The sequence below is a fragment of the Azoarcus sp. KH32C genome, from assembly GCF_000349945.1.
Classification (GTDB): Bacteria; Pseudomonadota; Gammaproteobacteria; order Burkholderiales; family Rhodocyclaceae; genus Aromatoleum.
Map to the genome: position 1 here is coordinate 1,929,368 of NC_020516.1, position 20,544 is coordinate 1,949,911.

18 protein-coding genes and 1 tRNA gene are annotated in these 20,544 nt (G+C 65.3%); 8 read left to right on the forward strand and 11 right to left on the reverse strand.

Translation table 11 applies throughout. The features are described 5' to 3' along the window. Nucleotides 1-10 precede the first annotated feature (10 nt). Nucleotides 11-2,080, forward strand: coding sequence for a sodium:solute symporter family protein (locus AZKH_RS08495; protein WP_041656025.1), 2,070 nt, complete (start codon nt 11-13; stop codon nt 2,078-2,080). A 69-nt stretch (nt 2,081-2,149) separates the two neighbouring features. After that, a tRNA-Ser gene (locus AZKH_RS08500) sits at nt 2,150-2,240 on the forward strand. Between the two features lie 170 nt (nt 2,241-2,410). Here the strand turns inward: AZKH_RS08500 and AZKH_RS08505 are convergent. The 3 genes from AZKH_RS08505 to AZKH_RS08515 form a co-directional block, all read right to left on the reverse strand. Continuing rightward, nucleotides 2,411-3,823 (reverse strand): 3'-5' exonuclease family protein, encoded by a 1,413-nt coding sequence (locus AZKH_RS08505; RefSeq protein WP_015435344.1) that lies wholly within the window; start codon nt 3,821-3,823, stop codon nt 2,411-2,413. Nucleotides 3,824-3,971: 148 nt separating this feature from the next. After that, nucleotides 3,972-5,324, reverse strand: a complete 1,353-nt coding sequence (locus AZKH_RS08510) for a GntP family permease (RefSeq protein ID WP_015435345.1) — start codon at nt 5,322-5,324, stop codon at nt 3,972-3,974. Between the two features lie 100 nt (nt 5,325-5,424). Then, a complete protein-coding gene (locus AZKH_RS08515; RefSeq protein WP_015435346.1) occupies nt 5,425-5,955 on the reverse strand; it encodes a gluconokinase in 531 nt (176 codons plus the stop codon). A gap of 192 nt (nt 5,956-6,147) precedes the next feature. Here AZKH_RS08515 and AZKH_RS08520 point away from each other — a divergent pair, with 192 nt between their 5' ends. Further along, the gene (locus AZKH_RS08520; protein WP_041656026.1) at nt 6,148-7,173 is read left to right on the forward strand and encodes a LacI family DNA-binding transcriptional regulator; all 1,026 of its coding nucleotides are present in this window, start codon (nt 6,148-6,150) and stop codon (nt 7,171-7,173) included. A gap of 21 nt (nt 7,174-7,194) precedes the next feature. Here the strand turns inward: AZKH_RS08520 and AZKH_RS08525 are convergent, their stop codons facing one another. Beyond that, complete coding sequence (locus AZKH_RS08525; protein WP_015435348.1) at nt 7,195-7,767, reverse strand: TetR/AcrR family transcriptional regulator; 573 nt, start codon at nt 7,765-7,767, stop codon at nt 7,195-7,197. Between the two features lie 139 nt (nt 7,768-7,906). Here AZKH_RS08525 and AZKH_RS08530 point away from each other — a divergent pair, with 139 nt between their 5' ends. From AZKH_RS08530 to AZKH_RS08540, 3 genes are all read left to right on the forward strand, one after another. Then, nucleotides 7,907-8,734: an SDR family oxidoreductase gene (locus tag AZKH_RS08530; protein ID WP_015435349.1), complete on the forward strand. Its 828-nt coding sequence runs from the start codon at nt 7,907-7,909 to the stop codon at nt 8,732-8,734. Between the two features lie 16 nt (nt 8,735-8,750). Beyond that, on the forward strand, nt 8,751-9,932 hold the full coding sequence (locus AZKH_RS08535) for a thiolase family protein (RefSeq protein WP_015435350.1): 1,182 nt from the start codon (nt 8,751-8,753) through the stop codon (nt 9,930-9,932). Between the two features lie 216 nt (nt 9,933-10,148). Then, nucleotides 10,149-10,340, forward strand: a complete 192-nt coding sequence (locus AZKH_RS08540; RefSeq protein WP_015435351.1) for a hypothetical protein — start codon at nt 10,149-10,151, stop codon at nt 10,338-10,340. Between the two features lie 41 nt (nt 10,341-10,381). Here AZKH_RS08540 and AZKH_RS08545 read toward each other — a convergent pair whose 3' ends face one another. Next, complete coding sequence (locus AZKH_RS08545; RefSeq protein WP_015435352.1) at nt 10,382-11,869, reverse strand: sensor domain-containing diguanylate cyclase; 1,488 nt, start codon at nt 11,867-11,869, stop codon at nt 10,382-10,384. Between the two features lie 219 nt (nt 11,870-12,088). Here AZKH_RS08545 and AZKH_RS08550 point away from each other — a divergent pair, with 219 nt between their 5' ends. Next, on the forward strand, nt 12,089-13,252 hold the full coding sequence (locus tag AZKH_RS08550; protein ID WP_015435353.1) for a GNAT family N-acetyltransferase: 1,164 nt from the start codon (nt 12,089-12,091) through the stop codon (nt 13,250-13,252). Here the strand turns inward: AZKH_RS08550 and AZKH_RS08555 are convergent. The 6 genes from AZKH_RS08555 to AZKH_RS08580 form a co-directional block, all read right to left on the reverse strand. Next, entirely contained in the window at nt 13,241-14,869 is a 1,629-nt protein-coding gene (locus tag AZKH_RS08555) for an isovaleryl-CoA dehydrogenase (protein ID WP_015435354.1), read from the reverse strand. The two genes, AZKH_RS08550 and AZKH_RS08555, sit on opposite strands and share 12 nt — an antisense overlap. A gap of 93 nt (nt 14,870-14,962) precedes the next feature. Next, nucleotides 14,963-15,619 carry an HAD family hydrolase gene (locus AZKH_RS08560; RefSeq protein WP_015435355.1) on the reverse strand — a complete coding sequence of 219 codons (657 nt, stop codon included), beginning with the start codon at nt 15,617-15,619 and terminating at the stop codon, nt 14,963-14,965. A 95-nt stretch (nt 15,620-15,714) separates the two neighbouring features. After that, complete coding sequence (locus AZKH_RS08565) at nt 15,715-16,557, reverse strand: fumarylacetoacetate hydrolase family protein (protein WP_015435356.1); 843 nt, start codon at nt 16,555-16,557, stop codon at nt 15,715-15,717. A 24-nt stretch (nt 16,558-16,581) separates the two neighbouring features. Continuing rightward, entirely contained in the window at nt 16,582-17,325 is a 744-nt protein-coding gene (locus AZKH_RS08570; RefSeq protein WP_041657115.1) for an aspartate/glutamate racemase family protein, read from the reverse strand. 21 nt (nt 17,326-17,346) lie between these two features. Then, complete coding sequence (locus AZKH_RS08575; protein ID WP_015435358.1) at nt 17,347-18,075, reverse strand: aspartate/glutamate racemase family protein; 729 nt, start codon at nt 18,073-18,075, stop codon at nt 17,347-17,349. Between the two features lie 68 nt (nt 18,076-18,143). Next, nucleotides 18,144-19,454 (reverse strand): MFS transporter, encoded by a 1,311-nt coding sequence (locus AZKH_RS08580; RefSeq protein ID WP_172642460.1) that lies wholly within the window; start codon nt 19,452-19,454, stop codon nt 18,144-18,146. A gap of 315 nt (nt 19,455-19,769) precedes the next feature. On the opposite strand from AZKH_RS08580, the gene AZKH_RS08585 reads away from it, so the two are divergent. Continuing rightward, entirely contained in the window at nt 19,770-20,540 is a 771-nt protein-coding gene (locus AZKH_RS08585) for a GntR family transcriptional regulator (protein ID WP_197538758.1), read from the forward strand. The last annotated feature ends 4 nt before the right edge of the window (nt 20,541-20,544 follow it).

Consider the following 20,544-nt stretch of genomic DNA (forward strand, 5'->3'; position numbering starts at 1 on the left):
CGTGTGGCACATGAGTTCCCAATCGAATTTCACTCGCCGGCTGCGCCGTTACTACAGCTGGTACACAGTCTGCTTCCTGGCCTTCGTCGGCTCGCTCGCCTTGAGTGAGCGCTTCGGACTCTCGCCCGGGGCAATCGGCCACATCTTCCTGTTTGCGACGATCGCCATCTACGCCGGCATCGGCGTCATGAGCCGCACCTCCGACGTCTCGGAATACTACGTCGCCGGCCGTCGCGTGCCTGCCTTCTTCAACGGCATGGCGACGGCGGCGGACTGGATGAGCGCCGCGTCCTACATCGGCCTCGCGGGCACGCTCTACTTTGCCGGTTTCGAAGGCCTCGCCTTCGTCACCGGCTGGACGGGGGGCTTCGTGCTTGTGGCCTTGCTGCTCGCGCCCTACCTGCGCAAGTTCGGCCAGTACACGATTCCCGATTTTCTCGGTACGCGCTACCAGGGCAACGCAGCACGCGTGGTCGGCCTGATGGCGACGGTGCTCGCGAGTTTCGTGTATCTCGTCGCACAGATCTACGGCGTCGGCCTGATCACCAGCCGCTTCGTCAGCGTGGAGTTCGAGATCGGCTTGTTCGTCGGGCTGGCGGGCATCCTCGTGTGCTCCTTCCTCGGTGGCATGCGTGCGGTGACCTGGACCCAGGTTGCCCAGTACGTGATCCTCGTGACGGCCTACCTCGTGCCGGTGACGATCATGTCCTACAAGATCACCGGCGTGCCGATTGCGCCGGTGATGTACGGGCAGGTGCTGGAGCGGCTGTCGGCGAAGGAGAACGAGCTGATTGCGGACCCGGAAGAAATCGAAGTGCGCCGCCAGTTCGGAAACCGCGCAAAGGATTACGCCGCGAAAGTCGCGAACCTGCCGCAGTCGCTTGAAGAGGAGCGGCGCTCGCTGATCGAACGGCTCAATCAGCTGCGGCTCGAAAACGCGCCGGCACGCGATATCGCACATACCGAAAGGGCGTTGCGCGACTTGCCCAAGACCGCTCCGCAGGCGAAGGTCGTCTGGGAGCGTGAGCGGGACGAAGCGCTCGAACGCGCCAAGCCCTTGCGGCGCCACGCCGAGGCCCATCCAGGCGATACGCCGCAGGAACGCGAGAATGCGCGCAACAACTTCCTCGCGCTGGTCTTCGTGATGATGGTCGGGACGGCCGCGCTGCCGCACATCCTCGTGCGCTACTACACCACGCCGGGGGTCGTGGAGGCGCGGAAGTCGGTGTTCTGGTCGCTGTTCTTCATCTTCTTCCTCTACGTCACCGCCCCGGCCTATGCCGTGTTCGCCAAGTGGGAGGTGTACAACAACCTCATCGGGTCGAGCATCGCGATGCTTCCGAACTGGGTGGTTTCGTGGGGCAAGGTCGGGATGGTGTCGATCGAGGACATCAATGGCGACGGCATCCTGCAGTTGGCCGAACTCAGCCTGAATACCGACGTGATCGTGCTTGTCACGCCCGAGATCGCCGGACTGCCGTACGTCATCTCCGGCCTTGTCGCGGCGGGTGGGCTCGCTGCGGCGCTATCGACGGCCGATGGCCTGTTGCTGACCATCTCAAATGCGCTGTCACACGATTTCTATTTCAAGGTCGTCAATCCGGGCGCGAGCACCCATCGCCGCCTCGTGATCTCGAAGTCGCAGCTGCTGGTCGTCGCGGTTGTCGCCGCCTGGGTCGCCTCCATGCACCCGGACAACATCCTGCTGATGGTCGGCCTCGCGTTCTCGATCGCGGCCGCGGCGTTCTTCCCTGCGCTGGTGTTGGGCATCTTCTGGAAGCGCGCGAATCGCCCGGGCGCCGTGACCGGGATGATCGCCGGCCTCGCCGTGACCTTGGTCTACATGGTCCGCACGCACAGCTTCTTCGGCGGTTCGATGGAGCAGGCCTGGTACGGCATCAGCCCGATTTCGGGCGGCCTGTTCGGTGTGCCGGTGGGCTTCCTGACGATCATCGTGGTCAGCTTGCTGACTCCGCCGCCTCCGCCCGAAATACAGAACCTCGTCGACTACGTCCGCTACCCGCGCCTGCCCGCAGACGACCCGAACCTGCTGCCGGAGGTGCGTTCCCCGCACAATTGAGGCTGCCTACAATTCTGCGTCGCCGGGGCTTCCGATTCTTGCGCGTTCTGCTACAATGCGCGGCTTCCCGGAGAGATGGATGAGTGGTTTAAGTCGCACGCCTGGAAAGCGTGTTCAGGGTAATACCCTGACGCGGGTTCGAATCCCGCTCTCTCCGCCAGATATCCTGTAGAAACGCGCCTTTAGGCGCGTTTTTCGTGTCTACTCCACATCCATCCCGTATCCGGAATATGTCTTGCCCGTAGTACTGGCATGACCAGGGGTGACTCTTACAAGGCTCTTGTACATTCGGATGGCCGGAAATGCGCAGTGGAGCAATCCGGCCGTACCTCAGCCCCTCGAGCGGCATGTTGCAGTGATGCCGGACAGGTCCACGATACGTGCGCGTCGCATCGCCTTCGTCAGGATGCGATACACGTCGAGCTCGAAACTCGGTTGCCCGCCGTCGAGGATGCCGTACAGATCTTCGTCGGATCTTGCGGTGCCGAGGTAACACCAGGCGTCGATGACGTGGATCGCGTCGCCTTCGCGGATGCCGACAGGGCCGGGGTGGGGCCAGCGTTCGACGTGCAGTTCGCGCAAGGCGAGCATGAGCCGGGCGCCGTGCATTGCGGGGGACTCGCCGCCGTTGCAGGCGCCGCGGCAGCGGCGCAGCTGATGCGTGAAGCATCGTCCAGGCGAAGACTTTTCGAGGCCAAGCAGGGGCGGGCAAAGCTGCTCGGCCGTTGCGATCTTCGTGAGGCTCGTCAGGGCCGCGCGTCGCGTGCGGAATAGGCCGAAGAGGTTTTCCTGGCGCCCCAGGTCGAGGTCACGGGCGTACACAAGCTGCGGCCGCCAGCCGCCGTCCGCTTGCGGCTGCAACTGCCAGCTGCAGAGTTCGCGGTTGCGGCGCAGCTTGCGGTTCATCGTGGGCAGCAGCGTCTTGATGAGCTCCGCTTCCTTCAGCAACGCGCCGATTTCGCCCGCGGTAACGATCCAGTCGATGCGCCGTACCTGCTGGGACAATGTCATCTGTCGGCTGTCGCGATGGTCGGCGCTGAAGTGCGACAGCACGCGCGCGCGCAGATGCTTGCTCTTGCCGATGTAGAGCGGCAAGTCGTTGTCGCCGTAGAAGAGATAAACGCCCGGATCGTCCGGGATGTCCTCGATGAATGCCGGGTCCAGGTGAGGAGGCAGCGCCGGACGCCCGAGGAGCTCGCGCAGCACCGGATCGATCGCGTCCGCCCCGAACTGGCGCTGCATGCGCTGCCAGAACTGCCATATGGCCTGTGCGTCGGCCAGTGCGCGATGCCGCGCATCGATCTGCAGGCCGTGGCGGGCGATCAGGACGTCGAGGTTGTGGTGACGCTCTTCGGGGTACATCCGGCGCGACAGCCGCACGGTGCAGAGGACCTTGGGCCGGAAGTCGATGCCGATGCGCCGAAAGGCCGCGCGGATGAAGCCGTGGTCGAAGCGCGCGTTATGGGCGACGAAGACGCGGTCCTGCAGCCGGTCGAGCAGCGTGTCGGCCAGCTCCGCAAAGGTCGGCGCGTCGGCCACCATCTCGTTCGAGATGCCGGTCAGCTGCTCGATGGATGGGGGAATGCGGTTGTCGGGCCGGACCAGACTCGACCATTCGCGTACGCCGCCTTGATCGACTTCGACAATGCCGATCTCGGTGATCGAATCGCGTGACGAGGTTGCGCCCGTCGTCTCGATGTCGACGAAGGCGAGCCCGCCCGGTTGGAGGAAGTCGGGGATCATGCGGCAGCGCAGATCGGAAGCAGTGGCTGTATATATTAACAGCTAACCCGCCCGGAGGGATGGGGCCGGGAATCCGCCTTGCACGGCCTGTGTCCGCTGGATGCGGGAGCTTCGACGAAGCCCCCGTATCCGTGCTTCTTCCTGCTGATCAGACGAAGGCGGCGAGCGTCATGATCAGGACGATGCCGACGACGGAGATGATGGTCTCCATTGCGGTCCACGTCTTGAAGGTCTCGGTGACCGTCATGTTGAAGTACTGCTTCACCAGCCAGAATCCTGCGTCATTCACATGAGAGAGGATCAGCGAGCCGGCGCCGGTGGCGAGCACCAGCAGTTCGCGATTGACGCCCGGGATGAGGGTCGCGACCGGGGCGACGATGCCTGCGCCGGTGATCGTCGCGACCGTGGCCGAGCCGGTGGCAATGCGGATCACGGCCGCCACGAGCCATGCGAGCAGGATGGGCGAGAGCTGGGCCTGGACGGCCATCTGGCCGATCGCGTTGCCGACGCCCGAGGCGACGAGCATCTGCTTGAAGCCGCCGCCGGCGCCGATGATCAGCACGATGGCCGCGGTCGGTGCGAGGCTTTCGTCGAGGAACTTCATGATCTGCTTGCCGCCGAAGCCGCGCGCTGTGCCGAAGGTGTAGAGCGATAGCAGCAAGGCGGCGAGGAGCGCCGTGATCGGGTTGCCGAGGAAGTCCATCCAGATCCGGACAACGCTCTTTTCGTCGAAGACGACGTCGGCGTACGACTTGAGCAGCATCAGCGCGACCGGCAGCAGGATCGTGACGAGCGTGACACCGAAGCTCGGCAGGTTCTTCGCTTCAGGCTCGTGGGCGAGTTGTGCCATGAGCTGCTCGGAGGGCGTGCCGGGAACGTACTTCGAGATCAGCGAGCCGAAGATCGGGCCGGCGATCATCGCCGTCGGCAAGCCGACAAGCAGGCCGTAGAAGATGGTCTTCCCGATGTCGGCGCCGAAGACGCCGATCGCGAGCAGCGGGCCCGGATGCGGCGGCACGAGCCCGTGCACGACCGACAGGCCGGCGAGGAGCGGGATGCCGATCTTCACCAGCGAGATGCCGGTGGCGCGCGCGATGATGAAGACGAGCGGGATCAGCAGTACAAAGCCGATCTCGAAGAAGAGCGGGATGCCGACGAGGAAGGCGCCGAGCATCATCGCCCAGTGCACACGCTCGCGGCCGAAGCGGTCGACGAGCGTGCGCGCAATCTGCGCCGCGCCGCCCGACTCGGCCATCATCTTGCCGAGCATCGTGCCCAGGCCGAGCACGATGCCGACGAAGCCGAGCACGCCGCCGAAGCCGTCCTGGTAGGACTTGACGACCTTTTCTACCGGCATGCCGGACGTGAGGCCGAGGAAGCCCGCTGCGAGCGTGAGGGCGACGAAGGGGTGGAGCTTGAAGCGGGTGATCAGGACGATCAGGCCGAGGATCGCGACGAGCGCGTCCAGCAGCAGAAAGACTTCGTTCGATAGACCCAACATGACGAAATTCTCCTCCAGATTTGTAGTGTGTCGTGTGGCTTGAACTGCGGCCATCTTGAGATAGTGAATGAGATAGCGCTATCTCAGGGCGGCGAAAAAATCAGCGGCTCGGGGCTGCGGACGGATCGGACCAGTTGCGGAGGGCGGCGGTAGCGATGTCGGCCACCGACAATGTGGCATCGATGGTCACGACGCCCTCTTCGCCGCTCGGGGACTCAAGGTCGGCGAATTGGCTGTCGACGAGGCTGGCCGGCATGAAGTGGTCCGTGCGCTGGGCGACGCGATCGGCAGCGGCGGCGCGGGACAGCTCGAGGAAGATGAAGCCGAGCCCGGGCACGGCGCGGCGAAGCTGGTCGCGGTAGCGGCGCTTCAAGGCCGAGCAGGCGAGTACCGGGCGTTCGCCGGCGGCGACACAGGCGGCCAGTTCGGTGCCGAGTTGCTCCAGCCATCCATGGCGATCGGAGTCGTCGAGGGGGGTGCCGGCACGCATCTTCGCGATGTTGGCTGCGGGGTGGAAGGCGTCGCCTTCGATCAGGCGGCCGCCGATGCGCGCGACCACGGCTTCTGCGACGCTGGTCTTGCCGCAGCCGGCGACGCCCATCACGACCAGGGCGTGGGGGAGGGATTGCATCCTGTGTCTCCTCTCGTTCTAAGGTAGCGCTATCTTTGGACGGTGAAAAAATAAGCGCATCGCGCTTCGTCCGGTTTTTTGCGCCTCGTGCCTTGTTCCCGGTTTCTCCAGGATATGTACCGGCCGTATTGCTTGAGCCGGTATCAAGGTAGCGCTATCCTAATGACTCGGCGAGCCCATTGCAACTCCCTCATGAAAACGACAGAAAGAAAAACGCGCGCCACCGGGCGGGCCACCCTTAGCGATGTGGCCAGGGAGGCGCAGGTGAGTCCGATCACGGCTTCCCGCGCGCTGCGTGGCGTGGATACGGTCGATCCGGAACTCGCGGAACGCGTGCGTTCGGCTGCGGCGGCGCTCGGCTACGTCCCCAATCCGGCAGCCCGTGCCCTGGCTTCGGCGCGCAGCGATACGGTGGTCGTGCTCGTGCCCTCGCTGACGAACGCGGTCTTCGTCGACGTCCTCGAGGCGATCTACCGCATCCTCCAGCCCGCCGGCTACGAGGTGCTGATCGGAAACTCGCACTATGACCGGGAAGAAGAGGAGCGGCTGATCCGCAACTACCTCGCGCACCGTCCCAGCGGCCTGATCGTCACGGGCTTCGATCGCACGGAGGCGGCGCGGCGCTTGATCGAGGCGAGCAAGATTCCGAGTGTGCACCTGATGGAGCTGGCGCAGGCGCCGGGCGTGTATTGCGTCGGCTTGAGCCAGTCGGAGGCGGGGGCGACGGTCGCGCGCCATCTGCTCCAGCGCGGGCGCCGTCGCCTCGCCTTCGTCGCCGCCCAGCTCGATCCGCGTACGCTCCAGCGCGGCGAGGGCTTCCGCCGCGCCCTGATCGAGGCGGGGTGCTACGATCCCGCCCTGGAACTCCTGACCCCGGCGCCGTCGTCGATGGCGCTGGGCGGCGAACTGCTCGTGAGTCTGCTCGAGCGCCATCCGGACGTGGATGGCATCTTCTTCAACAACGACGACCTGGCGCAGGGCGCGTTGCTGGAGGCCTTGCGGCGCGGCATCCCGGTGCCGCAGCGAGTCGCCGTCGTCGGCTTCAACGATCTGGAAGGCGCCGCCCACATGGTGCCGCGCCTGACGACGATCCGCACCCCGCGCGAAGAGATGGGGCGACGTGCCGCGGAGTTACTGCTGGCGGTGATGCGCGGCGAGACGGTGAAGGTGCCCGCCGTCGACGTGGGCTTCGAGTTGGTGACGCGCGAAAGCAGCTGATCTTCGGCATGGCCGGTGGCGTCAGTGCGATCCGAGGATCGACGCCGACACCGAACGCAGGATTTCTTCGCCGAGAGCCGGATCGTCCGCGCTTCGCGCGAGCACGATCGCGCCGACCATGCTCGCGAAGGTCGCCAGGGCTCGCTCGCGTCGGGCGGCCTTCGATCGCCCGGGCACGATGGTTGTGAGCAACTCGATGAGTTCGCGCAGTCCTTCGGTCAGCGCGTGACGCACCGGCGGCGCATGGCGGGAGGCTTCCGAGCCCAGCGCCGCCAGGGCGCATCCATCTCCCGCTTGTTGGCAGTGGGCGGTCGATAGGTAGAGTTCCGCGACCGCCGCGAGCGGCTTCTCCGGCGCGGCGTCGATTCGCTCGCGCCAGGTCGACAGCGATCCTTCCATGGCACGCGTGCAAGCTTCGGCCATCAGGTCTTCCTTCGAGCCGAAGTGGCCGTAGAAGCCCCCGTGCGTAAGTCCCGCGCTTTTCATCAGGTCGGCGACGCCGATCCCGTCCAGCCCGCGTTCACGAAACAGCTTCGCTGCGATCTCGACCACGCGTTGCCGGTTTTCCGCGGCCTGTTCTCGGCTGACTTTCACTTGTCCGGATTCCTGATCGAGTTTGAACGGTTGACATTATAGATGATGAGCGTAATCTAAAACTCAATGATGACGACCATCATTTAAAAGTCGTGGCGACCCAGCCGCGCGAGCTGAATCCTCAACCCGGAGTCTGAACATGAATGAGCACAACGGAAGCGGCATTGCACTGGTTACGGGGGCATCGTCGGGCATCGGGGCGACCTACGCCGACCGCCTGGCACGGCGCGGGTTCGACCTGTTGCTGGTGGCGCGTGACGAGGCGCGCCTCGACGCGGTGGCGACACGGCTGAGGCGCGAGACGGGCGTCCACGTCGAGGTCCTCGGGGCGGACCTTACCGTCGCATCGGATCTCGAGCGCGTTGCCCATCGGCTACGCAGCGACGAGGCAATCTCGATGCTGGTGAACAACGCGGGCATGTCGGCCAAGGGGCCGCTGGCGGGAGCCGACCACCGTGCGCTCGAAGCAATGATCGGTCTGAACGTGCTGGCGGTGACGCATCTCGCCGGCGCCGCCGCCACGGCTTTCGCGTCGCGCGGGACCGGGACGATCGTCAACATCGCATCCGTGCTCGCGCTGGCGCCGGAACTTTTCAATGGCGTCTATAGCGCGACGAAGGCATATGTCCTCAATCTGACGCTCGCGATGCAGCAGGAGTTGGGCAGGCAGGGCGTCAGGGTTCAGGCGGTCTTGCCGGGGGCGACGCGTACCGAGATCTGGGAGCGTTCGGGCACCGACATTGCGAGCCTACCGCAGGACATGCTGATGGACGTTGACGAGATGGTCGATGCGGCGCTGGCAGGCCTGGATCTCGGCGAGGCGGTGACGATTCCGTCCCTGCCGGACGTCGGGGAGTGGAATGCCTACAGCGCGATGCGGCTGAACCTCGCCCCCCGCTTGTCGCTGCGACATGCAGCGGCCCGGTACGCAACAGGCGCTGCCGCTCTTCATGCAGATGCGGCCTAAGGACAGGAGTGGGACGATGGACAGGGAAATCGTGATCTCGGCCCCGGTGCGAAGCGCGATCGGGCGTTTCGGCGGGAGTCTCAAGGATGTGCCGGCGAGCGCGCTCGGCGCTCACGTGGTCGGCGCGACGTTGCGGCGCTCCGGCGTCGATCCGGCGCTTGTCGATTCGGTCGTGCTGGGCAACGTCATCCAGGCCGGCAACGGCATGAACGTCGCGCGCCAGGCTGCGGTCGGGGGCGGAGTGCCGGTTGCGACTCCGGCGATGACGGTCAATCGCGTGTGCGGCTCCGGTGCGCAAGCGGTCGTGACGGCCTTCGCGGAGATTCGCGCAGGCATGTCGCGCTGCGTGATTGCCGGTGGTGTGGAAAACATGGACCGCGCGCCCTACCTGCTCCCGGCGATGCGCTTCGGCGGGCGGATGGGTGATGCCCAGGTCGTCGACTCGATACTGCTCGATGGCCTGCACGACGCGTTCTCGGGGCAGCATTCCGGCTGGCACACGGAAGACCTCGTGCGGAAATTCGGTCTGACGCGCGAGGCCCAGGACGCCTACGCGGCACGCAGCCAGCGGCGCTTTGCTGCGGCGCAGTCCGCCGGCTACTTCGCGGCGGAGATCGAGCCGCTCGTGCTGCCCTCGAAGAAGGGATCCATCGAGTTCGCGGTGGACGAGGGCAATCGGCCGGACACGACGATCGAATCGCTCACGCGTCTGCAGCCGGCCTTCCGTGCGGACGGGACGATCACCGCCGGCAACGCGCCGGGCGTGAACGCGGGCGCGGCGGCGATGATCGTCAGCGAGCGCTCGGCGGCGCACGACTTCGGCCTGCAGCCGATGCTTGCGATCCGCGGTGTCGGGCTCGCCGGCGTGGAGCCGGGGATGTTCGGCCTTGGCCCGGTTCCGTCGATCCGCAAGGCACTCGATGCGGCCGGCTGGCGGATCGACGAGGTCGACCGCTTCGAGGTCAACGAGGCTTTCGCGGCCGTCGCACTCGTCGTGCAGTCCGAGCTGGACATTGATCCGGCGCGCTTCAACGTGGACGGGGGCGCGATCGCGCATGGCCATCCGATCGGCGCGAGCGGTGCGATCCTGATCACGAAGGTCGCCCATGCGCTGCATCGCACGGGGCAGTCGAAGGCCGTGGTCTCCTTGTGCATCGGGGGCGGGCAGGGGATCGCGATCTGCTTGGAGCGGATTTGACGGCCACTGGGCGACGAGATTGTCTCCTGCGCCCCAACGCCATCCGGCCGCCTGTTGGGCCGCCTCCACCACCGGCCGATTCCGCCCCCCAGCTGGCTTCAGTATCCATGCGGGTTTTCGGGTAAACGGAAGGTTGGCACGCCGTTTGCGCTTATCTCCTCCGAGTGCTGTAGATGCTCGATCCGAATCATCCAAATGAAAGCAAGGAGAACTGCAATGGCAACGCTGATCATCGAAGACTTGTCCGTGACCGAGGAACTGGACCGCGAGGAGATGGCCGAAGTGCGCGGCGGCTCGATCTATGTCGATGGCCAATACTGGGGCGAGGGTAGCCTCAATCTGCGTCCCTGGCCGGGTGGAGTGGCCACCTGGAACGTCTGGCCGGACGGGTCGCGGACGCCGTATTGAATGCCACGCCGCGCGCCGAAGCCGCCGTCTTCGCCGGGGAGTCATGGAGGCGAAGGCGGCGGTATCTGCACGGCATCATCGGCGGCATCGACTTCGGGTTGGGGTTCGCAAGAACCGATCACGACCCTGTTCCGTCCGGATGATTTGGCCTGATACAGGAGCCGGTCGGCCATCTCGACCAGCAGCACGCCTCCGGCGGGGACGGTGTGGACGTGATTGCGTTCGGTCTCGATCCAGGCGGACCGGACACACGCGACCCCGACGCTCACGGTGACGTGCCCGGTGTCCGAGCGCCGGTTCGGAATCGCGAGGGTGGCGATCGCGTCGCGTATCCTTTCGGCAATCCCGCCCGCCGCCTCGACGCTCGTCTGGGGGAGGAGGATCACGAACTCCTCGCCGCCGTAGCGTGCGACCAGGTCGGGTGCGCGGGTGATCGAGGCTTGCAGCGTGTTCGCGACCGTCTTCAGGCATTTGTCGCCTTCGACGTGACCGTAGGTGTCGTTGAAGGCCTTGAAGTGATCGACGTCGAGCATCAGCAGGGAAAGCGGCAGGCCGCTTCGCATCGCAAGGTGCCATTCCAGATCGAGTGCACGGTCGAAGGCGCGACGGTTGGCGATGCCCGTCAGCGCGTCCTGGGTCGTCAGCCGCTGAAGCATCAGCGTGAGCCGCACCAGCCTCTTGTAAAGCATGCCGCTTTCGGCCAGCAGGACCAATAATACGAAGCTCGCAGCGAACAGCCCGTAGATGCGGCCGGCGTAAAAGCCGAGGTCGAAGCGTCCGTGGTTGAGGAGCGCCGATAGCGCGACGTCGATCAGCCAGGCGCACATCGTGACCATCAACCACAGATCGAGTACTGCGTGTGGTTTGTGGAGCCAGAGTGTCAGCAGCGCAACTGCGCTGAGCAGCCACACCGTGGAGACCACCGTGGTCATCGCGGGTGTGTATTGCGAGCCCGCCATGATCGGGGGCAAGAGGGACCCGCCGCGGATCGCGAGCACGCTGATGCCCGTGACGACCGTCAGCACGATCGCAAAGGCTGTCGATACGAAGACCGGCAAGCGCGTCGTCGGATGGGGCGGATGGGTCTCCCGACGTTTCATCAATGCATATGTCGTCACGCACAGCGGAAAACCGCCGTGCCAGAACATGTAGAGCCAGGCTGTGGTTTGCGGGCCGGAGCCGAGCAGGCCGGTGGGCGAAAACAGGCCCGGAAAGGTGAGCATGTGGACGACGGTCGTGATTGCAGTGAACAGATATCCGCTTGCGAGCACCAACAACGACGGGGCGCTAAAGGACGAATACTGGTTGAGCAGCAAGGCCACCGTGATCAGATCGAGGACCACCAGCGACGATTGATAGGCCGGGATGAAGGCTTCGCCTGCGCCCAGCGGAGTTCCGGCAAATGGCGCAATCACGACGAAGCCGACCAGTGACAGCGCCACGATCACGCTGGCCAACCTGCGTTGTCCCTTCGTCGCTGTCAGGGTGGATAGAAAATAGGAGGGCTCGCTCGCCTGGTCCCGGGACATTTTTGGGCCTCCCCTGCCGGAGCCGGAAGGCAAAAGCGCGTCCGTGCGGCATTATTGCTTTAGTAATAGGATAGGCCGGCCAATGAGGCCACTGCGTGAGGTATGTCCGATAGTGGAAGAGACTTTTTATTTCTGCAACTCGGGGCGTTTGGGCTGTCAGCGCCGGAACGTTTGACGATGCCGCTGTCGAACCGGCGATCCTTTGTAATCCATATTCCCATGAGCGAGTTGAAGATCCGTATCGCCAGCGGCGCCGCCGAGCTTTCGCGGGACACCTGGAGCGACATCGGCGAGCCCGGCCATCCTTTCCTCAACGCGGATTTCCTCCGTATCGTCGAGGAGCGCGGAGTTGCCGCGCCCGAGTCGGGCTGGCAGCCCTTGCATCTGGTGGCGACGCAGGACGGCGCCGATGTCGGCCTGCTGCCGCTCTATCTAAAGACGCATTCGCATGGCGACTTCATCTACGACTGGAGTTGGAGCTCCGTGTGGGAGCGCTTCGGGCGTCGCTACTATCCGCGGCTGCTGTCCGGGCTCCCCTATACGCCGGTCGCGGGACCGCGGCTCCTGGTTTCGAAGCGCTGCGCGAACGGCGACGAGGTCCGCAAGGCGCTCGTCCATGCAGCGCGCGAAATCGTTGCCGAAAACGGGTTTTCGACCTGGCATGCGGCGCTCGCGTCGCCTGCGGACATCGCAACGTTCGAAGAAGGCGGGCTGCTCGTCAGCCACGACGTGCAGTTCCAGTGGACCGACGCGGGCTTCGGCGATTTCGACGGTTTCCTGCAATCCTTCTCCGCCGAAAAGCGTCGGAAGGTGCGCGCCGAGCGTCGGCGGGCAGGGCAGTCCGGCCTGCGCATCGACGTCCGGCACGGGCACGAAATCCGTGCAAAGGAGTGGCCGGCACTGCATGCGCTGTACAAGTCGACCTTCGACCGCTTCGGCAATTTCGCCGCCTTCAGCGCGGAATGCTTCACCGAGCTCGCGAAGACGCTGGGCGACCGCATGGTGGTCTTCACGGCAAGCGATGGTGAGTTGCCCATCGCGGTCTCGCTATGCTTTCGCAGCGACGACACCTTGTTCGGACGCTACTGGGGCGCGCGGCGGCAGGTGGACAGCCTGCATTTCGAGCTCTGCTTCTACCAGGGCATCGACTACTGCCTGCGCAACGGCCTCACGCGCTTCGAGCCGGGTGCAGGGGGAGAGCACAAGATCGCGCGCGGCTTCACGCCACAGATCGTGCGCTCCGCACACTGGATTCCGGACATGGAGATGCGGCGGCTGATCGCGCCGCACCTGGAGCGGCAAAAGGGCGGCATCGCCGCGTATCGTGACGAGGCGAACACCCACCTGCCGTTCCGCGAGGTCGAGGACCGCTTAACTCGGTAGCGCCCGCTGGAGCATCATCGTCGCCACCTGGGGGCGGGCCAGCAGGCCGGAGACTTGTCCGCGACGCGCCGCGAGGCGGCTCACGATGAACTCCTCCGCCACCCACGCCGGTGCATGGCGCCGCAGCAGGACGGCCTGCACGAGCAGTACAAGCTGCGTCGCAAGATGCCGCGCGTGCCATTCGGCCTCGGCCGGTGCACTAGTCAGACGCGTCAGTTCCGCGAGCGCGTCCTTGAGCGCCGGTTCGTCGCCTGCTGCCTGGCCGAGATCCTGAAGCAGCGCCTGTAGCGCGTCCGGCTCCCGGGCGGCGGCGCGTAGCACATCCAGGCACATCACGTTGCCCGAGCCTTCCCAGATCGAATTGACCGGCGCTTCGCGATAAAGCCGGGCCATCGGCGCATCCTCGACATAGCCGTTTCCGCCCCAGGCTTCCATGCACTCGGCCGTCAGCTGGATCGCCCGCTTGCACACCCAGAACTTTGCAGCCGGCGTGACGATACGCTTGTAGGCGCGTTGGAGAGGGTCGGCGTCCGATTCGACCGCCTTCGCCAGACGCATTCCCAGCGCCGTCGCCGCCTCGCTTTCGAGCGCCAGATCCGCGAGGACATTGCCCATCAGCGCCTGATCGGCAAGCAGGCGTCCGAAGGCCGTGCGATGCCGGCAGTGATGGATCGCCTCGACAAGCGCGCGCCGCATCAGCGCCGCACTGCCCAGCACGCAGTCGAGCCGCGTCTGGGCGGCCATCTCCATGATCGTCGGAATCCCCCGCCCCTCATCACCGACGAGGAAACCGATCGCGTCCTGGAACTCGACCTCCGCCGAGGCGTTCGAGCGGTTGCCGAGCTTGTCCTTCAGGCGCTGGATGCGGATCGCGTTGCGCCTGCCGTCCGGCAGCCAACGCGGCATGAAGAAGCAGGAGAGGATGTCGCCGCCGTGTGCGAGGACGAGGTGCGCGTCGCAGGTCGGCACCGAAAAGAACCACTTGTGACCGACGATCGCGAACTCGCGGCTTCCCGCTCCGGTCGGCCGAGCCTGCGTCGTGATGCCGCGCAGGTCGGATCCGCCCTGTTTCTCCGTCATGCCCATGCCGATCATGACCGAACGTTTGCCGGCGATCGGTTGATCGGCCGGGTCGTAGTCGCGCGAGCCGAACTTGTCGCGCAGCATCCCGAACAGCGCCGGATCCCGGCGCAGCACGGGGATCGACGCGAAGGTCATCGTCACGGGGCACAGCGTGCCGGCTTCGGCCTGCCCGTGCAGGTAGAAGGAGGCCGCGCGGGCCACATGGGCGCCGGCGCGCGGCTCGAACCACGCCGAACTGTGCACGCCATCGGCGTACAGCATCGCCAGCAACTGCGTCCATGCCGGATGGAACTCGACGCTGTCGATGCGCAGCCCGTTGCGATCGAAGGGTACGAGTGCCGGGACGTGGCGATTCGCGAGTTCGGCAAGCCGCTCGGTCTCCGCGCTTCCCAGCGTCTCGCCCTGCGCGCTCAGCGCCTCGGCATGCCAATCGGCGCCTTCGCGCACGACTGCTTCCTGCAAGGCCGCGTCGCTCGCAAAAAAATTGCCTGTGCGGGGCGGGACCTGGTTGAAGACTTCATGCGTTTGCCACATTGCTGCGTCCGCCTGACTCCGTCTGCGATCCTTCAACGTAGTCCACGGCCGGGGAGGAGGGCAACTCGCTTGCTCCCGGACCGTCTTTGCCCTTCAGTCGGCGACGAGCGAATCCGCCAGTTCGGTCGGGCTCGCGAAGGCGCGCCAGTGCGAGGCCATTTCCGACGGCTCGAGGCTGCCGTATCCCCAGGTCGCAGCCAGGAAGGGCAAGTCGTTGGCGTCGGCCGACTCCCCGTCCTCGCTGCGGTCGCCGATGTAGACGGCATTGTCGCGCTCGATGCAATGGTCGGCGAGCAGGCGGGCGATCATCGCCGCCTTGTCGGGTAGTCGCGGCTCGAACATGTCGAGCGCGTAGACGGCGCCGAAATAGCCGCTCCAGCCGAGATGCTCGAGAATCAGGCGCGTAGGATGCAGGCGCTTGTTCGTCGCGATTGCGAGCCGACATCCGCTCGCCGTCAGTCGCGCCAGCATTTCGCCGACGCCGGCGTAGGCGGACGTCGCCCGATAGCCGGAGGTGTCGTAGCTCGCCTTGAAGTGCGAGGCGAGTTCCGCGATCAATGCGGCGTCGGTGCTGCCGGTGAGCAACTGCAGCGTTTCGAGCAGCGGCGGGCCGACGATCGATTCGTCGATGGCGATCGCAGGCGTGCGTCCGGCGCTGGCGAAGGCGTCGCGGTAGCTCGCGAGAATCGCGGGGGCCGAGTCGATCAGCGTACCGTCCAGGTCGAACAGGACGTGTTTGAAGCGCGGCATGGCGGGGGCGTCCGTTTTTGAGTGGGCGCTATTGTATGTCGCCACCGCGGCAGTGAGAGCCCGGCGACCGCGTGGGCCGCCGGGAGTAGGGCGGATTACCCGGCCTTGACGACATGTTCCTGCCGACCCAATCCGGCAATCGAGGCGGACACGCGATCTGCCGCGCGCAGGTAGCGCGGCGGCTGCATCCCCATGCCGACGCCGGCCGGCGTGCCGGTCATGATCACGTCGCCAGGCAGCAGCGTCATCAGGCCGCTCAGGTAGCTGAGGATCTGCGCGACGCTGAAGATCATGTTCCCGGTATTGCTGTCCTGGCAGGTCTGCTCATTCACGGCGAGCTGCATCGCGAGCTCGCGCGGCGCCTCGACCTCGTCCGGCGTCGCAAGCCAGGGCCCGAGCGGCGCGAAAGTGTCGAAGCACTTGCCCTTGCTCCACTGGCCGCCGCGCTCGATCTGCCAGTAGCGTTCGGACATGTCGAGCCCCATCGTGTAGCCGGCGACGTAATCGAGAGCCCTGTCCTCCGATACATTGCGCGCCGTCGCACCGATCACGACCACCAGTTCCAGCTCCCAGTCCGTTTTCTCCGATCCCGGGGGCATGATGATCGGATCCTTCGGGCCGCACACCGCAGTGGGGGACTTGAAGAAGATGATCGGTTCCTGCGGAAGCGGCAGGTTCGCCTCGCGCGCATGGTCCGCGTAGTTGAGACCGATGCACACGACCTTGCCGATGCCGGCAAGCGGCGCACCAAGGCGCACGCCGTCGGCCACGAGCGGCAGCGTGCGCTGATCCAGCCCGCGCAGTTGCGCGAGGGCCGCCGACCCGAGTGTGGCTCCGTCGATATCCCCGACATGAGCGGACAGGTCGCGAATCTTCCCGTCGGCGTCGATCAGGCCTGGGCGTTCCTGTCCCGGTTCGCCAAAGCGGACGAGTTTCACTGAGCTTCTCCTCGATGACGTGAGTTATTCGTGATTGATCCAGCGGGCCAGCGGCTCGGCGATGCCGATGCAGGGTTTGGCGCCCGGGCGTGCGAAGCTGCCTTTCTCGGCCTTCCTGGGGTTCAGCGCAGCCAGCGTCTCAGCCTGCTTGACCGCCGCTTCGACGCAGTCTATCACCGGCACCGGGATGCGATCCCGCACCCGCCGCGCGAGCCCTGCCAGCGGCGCGCCCGCGAGGACCACCACGTCGGCGCCGTCCTGATCGATCGCCTGTTTGGCGAGTTCGACCAGCAGCGCTTCCTTCTCGTCCTGCACGTCCGAGATCGAACGGAAGCTCCCGCCGAGCGCACGTACCCCGGCGCAACGTTCGCGCAGCCCGTGCCACGCGATGCACTCGTGGTACCAGGCTTCGAGCGAGTGCGAGAAGGTTACGATCGCAAAACGCTTGCCCAGCATGCACGCTGTCAGCATTCCGGCCTCGGCCAGACCGATCACGGGAATCGGAAACAGCTCGCGCGCGCCCCCGAGCCCCGGATCGCCGAAGGCCGCGATGATCGCCGCATCGACGCCGGCGTGCATCTCGGCGAGCATTTCGAGCGCCACGGCACCGCCGATCACCGCCTCGGCGCGGGTTGCGATGTAGGGCACGCCGCGCGGCGCGGTCGCCGTCACCAGCTCGGTTTCAGGACTTGCGATGCCCATCGCCGCGTTCGCGATGCGGTCGGTCACGCTCTGGGAAGTGTTGGGGTTCAGCAGCAGGAGTTTCATGTCCATCCTTCCTTGGTCAGATCAGGCCACTTCCTGGAACAGGCGGCCCCAGCCCTTGATTGCGCGGGTGTCGACGCCGGCCATCCGCAGCTGCTTCCAGACGACGGTCGACACGGTGTCGTAGAGCGGAATGCCGGTTTCGCGTTCGAGCTCCTCGGCGAGTTGGGCAGCGCGAAGGTTCGTGCAGAAGGTCGTGATCGCCTCCGGCCGCGATTTCGCAACTTCGCGGACCATGGCGCGCAGCGTGTCTTCGGCGACTTCGGCGAAGTCGAAATTCACCGAAATGCCGAGATGCTGTTCGGCAGGCACCTCGACGCCGAGTGCCGCGTAATTCTTGACGATACGCGCCTGCACGTCCGGTACATAGGGCGTGGCGAGACCGAGTTTGCGCGTGCCGGTCTTTTCGAGGATTTCGTTCAGCGCGAGCACCGACGTCGTCGCCGGGATGCCGGTCGCCTCGGTGATACGGCGGCACAACTGCACGTCGCGCTCGAAGCCGAGCCAGCCTGAGGAGGTGCCGCTCCAGCCGATCGAATCGACGTGGGCATCGGCGAGGAGCTTGGCCGCTTCGAGGATCTTGCTGTCGTCGAACTGGCCGAGCGCCTGGTTCTTCAGCGAAATCTCGGTCACGGTGAAGCGGGAAAAGTGGGCCGACACGCCGGGCACTTCGGCGACGATCGCGCTCGTCAGCGGTTCGAGCGAGGTATTGGAGGAGGGCGTCAGCACGCCCAGGCGGATGCGTTTGGTCATGGCAGTTCGGTATGTGCTGTTGGAGGTGGGGCTCCGGGCAGGCAACACCGCGGAGCCCCGAGGGGAGATCAGACCGGAATCTTCTTGTCGTAGTTGATCAACATCGTCGAGCAGATGAAGAGCCCCGCGCCGGCGGCAGCGAACAGCATCAACGCCTGGTAGTAGGAACCGGTTGCCTGCACGATCACACCGACCAGGATCGGCACGCCGATGCCTGCGCAGTTACCGCCGAGGTTCATCACGCCGCCGAGGAAGCCCACTCGCGCGCGGGTGCCGAGGATCGACGGGATGCACCAGAACAGACCGCACCAGCGCAGGAAGAACAGCGTCACCGACAACATCACCACGACCGTGACCGGATCGGTGATCTGCGCCACGCTGTAGATCGATGCGGTGGCGACGATCGACGCGATGCCGAACAGCGTCCGCAGCACCTTGCCCTGCGATGCGCCCGCGGCCTTCCACTTGTCCGCGAGCCAGCCGCCGAACAGTTCGCCGACGAAGCCCGAGAAGAACATGATGAACACGGCGCCGCCCATCTGTTTGATGTCAAAACCATGCTGCTTCGACAGATAGGTCGGCATCCAGGTCAGCAGACCGTAGAACAGCGCGTTGAAGCACATCCAGCCGAAGAACATGCCCCAAGTCGAGCGGTAGCGGAAGAAGTCCATCACCTTGCCGCTCGTCACGGTGGGGGCGGCGGCCAATTCCGCTGCATGCGCCGCGTCGATGTAGTCCGCCTCGGCGTCGTTCACCGCCGGATGCTCGCGCGGATGGTTGCGGATGTACGACCACGCCCACAGCCCGGCGAGCACGGTGCCGACGCCGGCGATCACGAAGGACGCTCGCCACGAGCCGACCATCGCGATCAGGCCCGAGATCAGGATTGCGCCCAGCGCCGCCCCCAGCGGAGCGCCGCCGTCGAGCAGGGTCGCACCGCGACCGCGCTCGTTCTGCGTCATCCAGATCGCATTGAGCTTGCCGCCCGCCGGGTAAATTGGCGCTTCGGCCGCTCCCAGGCCCAGACGGGTGATCAGCAGAGCGACCCAACCGGTGCACACCCCCGCAATCGCCTGAAAGAAGCCCCAGCCGAGTGTCGCGCCGGCGATCACGTGGCGAGGGCCGAACTTGTCGGCGAGCATGCCGCCGGGAATCTGCATGAAGGCGTAGGTCCAGAAGAAGGAACTCAGCAGCAGCCCCTGCGCCGCCGGTCCGATATCGAATTCCTTCGAAATCAGCGGCATCGCCACCGACAGCGACGCGCGGTCAATGTAGTTGATCGAGATGAGGAACAACATCATCAGGAAGATCCGCCAGCGGACCTTCGTTTGGACTTCCGGGACCGCTGCTGCCCGGTCCAGTGCGATTTCAGCTCTCACGTGGTGTCTCCTTTCCACAGCTTGAATTTTTCGTAGCGATTCCGACCCGGCTATGCCGCCGGACCGGCGCTTCCAAGTACGCATGTTGCTGACTTTCGTCGCAGCGGTCCCTGACTGCGGCCGCATGCCTTTTTTGCTTTTTTCGTTGTCGATCATTTCTTGGTTTGTCGACCGGGTAGGTCGTCATCCGGAAAAGCGTCGGCACCGTTGTGTGACTTAATATAGGATCATCGCCGACATGAAGTCAACAAATTGTCGACAAAAAAGTTTATAGTTAGCCAACAAATAACATCGCCGATGGATGGCAGAGGCAACATGAAAACCAGACACTCACTTCAGGATAGTTCGTCGCTGCGTGCCAACTCGCCGCGGGACGGAAAGGTCGTCCGCCTTGCCACCGAACGACGGACGCGTGCGGCGGCCGGTGCCGACGTGGAGGCGATCTACCGGCGCATCCTTGCGGCGATCATCGAGCACCGCCTCGCGCCTGGGCGCAAATTGGTTGAGGAACGGCTGGCAGCGGTCTTCGGTGCGAGCCGGGCGATGATCCGCCAGGTGCTGACGCGGCTGTCGCACGAAATGGTGGTGACGCTGATTCCCAACCGCGGCGCGTTCGTTGCCGAACCGACGGTGGGGGAGGCACGTGAAGTCTTCGAAGCGCGGCGGCTGATCGAGCCCGCACTGGCCCGTAAGCTCGCAGCCGGGGCGACGTCGGCACAGCTCGCGCGGCTGCGTCAGCTGGTCGTTGCTGAAGAGAAGGCGCGCGCCATACGCGACCGGCAGCAGGTCATCAAGCTATCCGGCGAATTCCACCTGGAGATCGCCGAGATGGCCGGCAATACGATCCTCGCGCGGCAGATGCGTGAGCTCACCTTGCTTACCTGCCTGATCATCACGCTTTACGATTCGCCCGTCGGCCACGCCTGTCCGGAGGACGAGCATCGCCAACTGCTGGAGGCCTTCACGCAGCGCGACGGGGAGCGCGCAGCGGCCCTGATGCTGCACCATCTGGATCACGTCGAACAGTCGCTCGACATCGGCCTCGCGGCGCAGGACGACGACGATCTGGAGCGGATCTTTTCCTGACCGG

What these genes read in the sequence shown, in the direction of transcription:
- AZKH_RS08495 (WP_041656025.1), top strand. Translation starts at nt 11, where the DNA reads ATGAGTTCCCAATCGAATTTCACTCGCCGGCTGCGCCGTTACTACAGC.
- AZKH_RS08505 (WP_015435344.1), bottom strand. Translation starts at nt 3,823, where the DNA reads ATGATCCCCGACTTCCTCCAACCGGGCGGGCTCGCCTTCGTCGACATC.
- AZKH_RS08510 (WP_015435345.1), bottom strand. Translation starts at nt 5,324, where the DNA reads ATGTTGGGTCTATCGAACGAAGTCTTTCTGCTGCTGGACGCGCTCGTC.
- AZKH_RS08515 (WP_015435346.1), bottom strand. Translation starts at nt 5,955, where the DNA reads ATGCAATCCCTCCCCCACGCCCTGGTCGTGATGGGCGTCGCCGGCTGC.
- AZKH_RS08520 (WP_041656026.1), top strand. Translation starts at nt 6,148, where the DNA reads ATGAAAACGACAGAAAGAAAAACGCGCGCCACCGGGCGGGCCACCCTT.
- AZKH_RS08530 (WP_015435349.1), top strand. Translation starts at nt 7,907, where the DNA reads ATGAATGAGCACAACGGAAGCGGCATTGCACTGGTTACGGGGGCATCG.
- AZKH_RS08535 (WP_015435350.1), top strand. Translation starts at nt 8,751, where the DNA reads ATGGACAGGGAAATCGTGATCTCGGCCCCGGTGCGAAGCGCGATCGGG.
- AZKH_RS08540 (WP_015435351.1), top strand. Translation starts at nt 10,149, where the DNA reads ATGGCAACGCTGATCATCGAAGACTTGTCCGTGACCGAGGAACTGGAC.
- AZKH_RS08545 (WP_015435352.1), bottom strand. Translation starts at nt 11,869, where the DNA reads ATGTCCCGGGACCAGGCGAGCGAGCCCTCCTATTTTCTATCCACCCTG.
- AZKH_RS08550 (WP_015435353.1), top strand. Translation starts at nt 12,089, where the DNA reads ATGAGCGAGTTGAAGATCCGTATCGCCAGCGGCGCCGCCGAGCTTTCG.
- AZKH_RS08555 (WP_015435354.1), bottom strand. Translation starts at nt 14,869, where the DNA reads ATGTGGCAAACGCATGAAGTCTTCAACCAGGTCCCGCCCCGCACAGGC.
- AZKH_RS08560 (WP_015435355.1), bottom strand. Translation starts at nt 15,619, where the DNA reads ATGCCGCGCTTCAAACACGTCCTGTTCGACCTGGACGGTACGCTGATC.
- AZKH_RS08570 (WP_041657115.1), bottom strand. Translation starts at nt 17,325, where the DNA reads ATGAAACTCCTGCTGCTGAACCCCAACACTTCCCAGAGCGTGACCGAC.
- AZKH_RS08575 (WP_015435358.1), bottom strand. Translation starts at nt 18,075, where the DNA reads ATGACCAAACGCATCCGCCTGGGCGTGCTGACGCCCTCCTCCAATACC.
- AZKH_RS08585 (WP_197538758.1), top strand. Translation starts at nt 19,770, where the DNA reads ATGAAAACCAGACACTCACTTCAGGATAGTTCGTCGCTGCGTGCCAAC.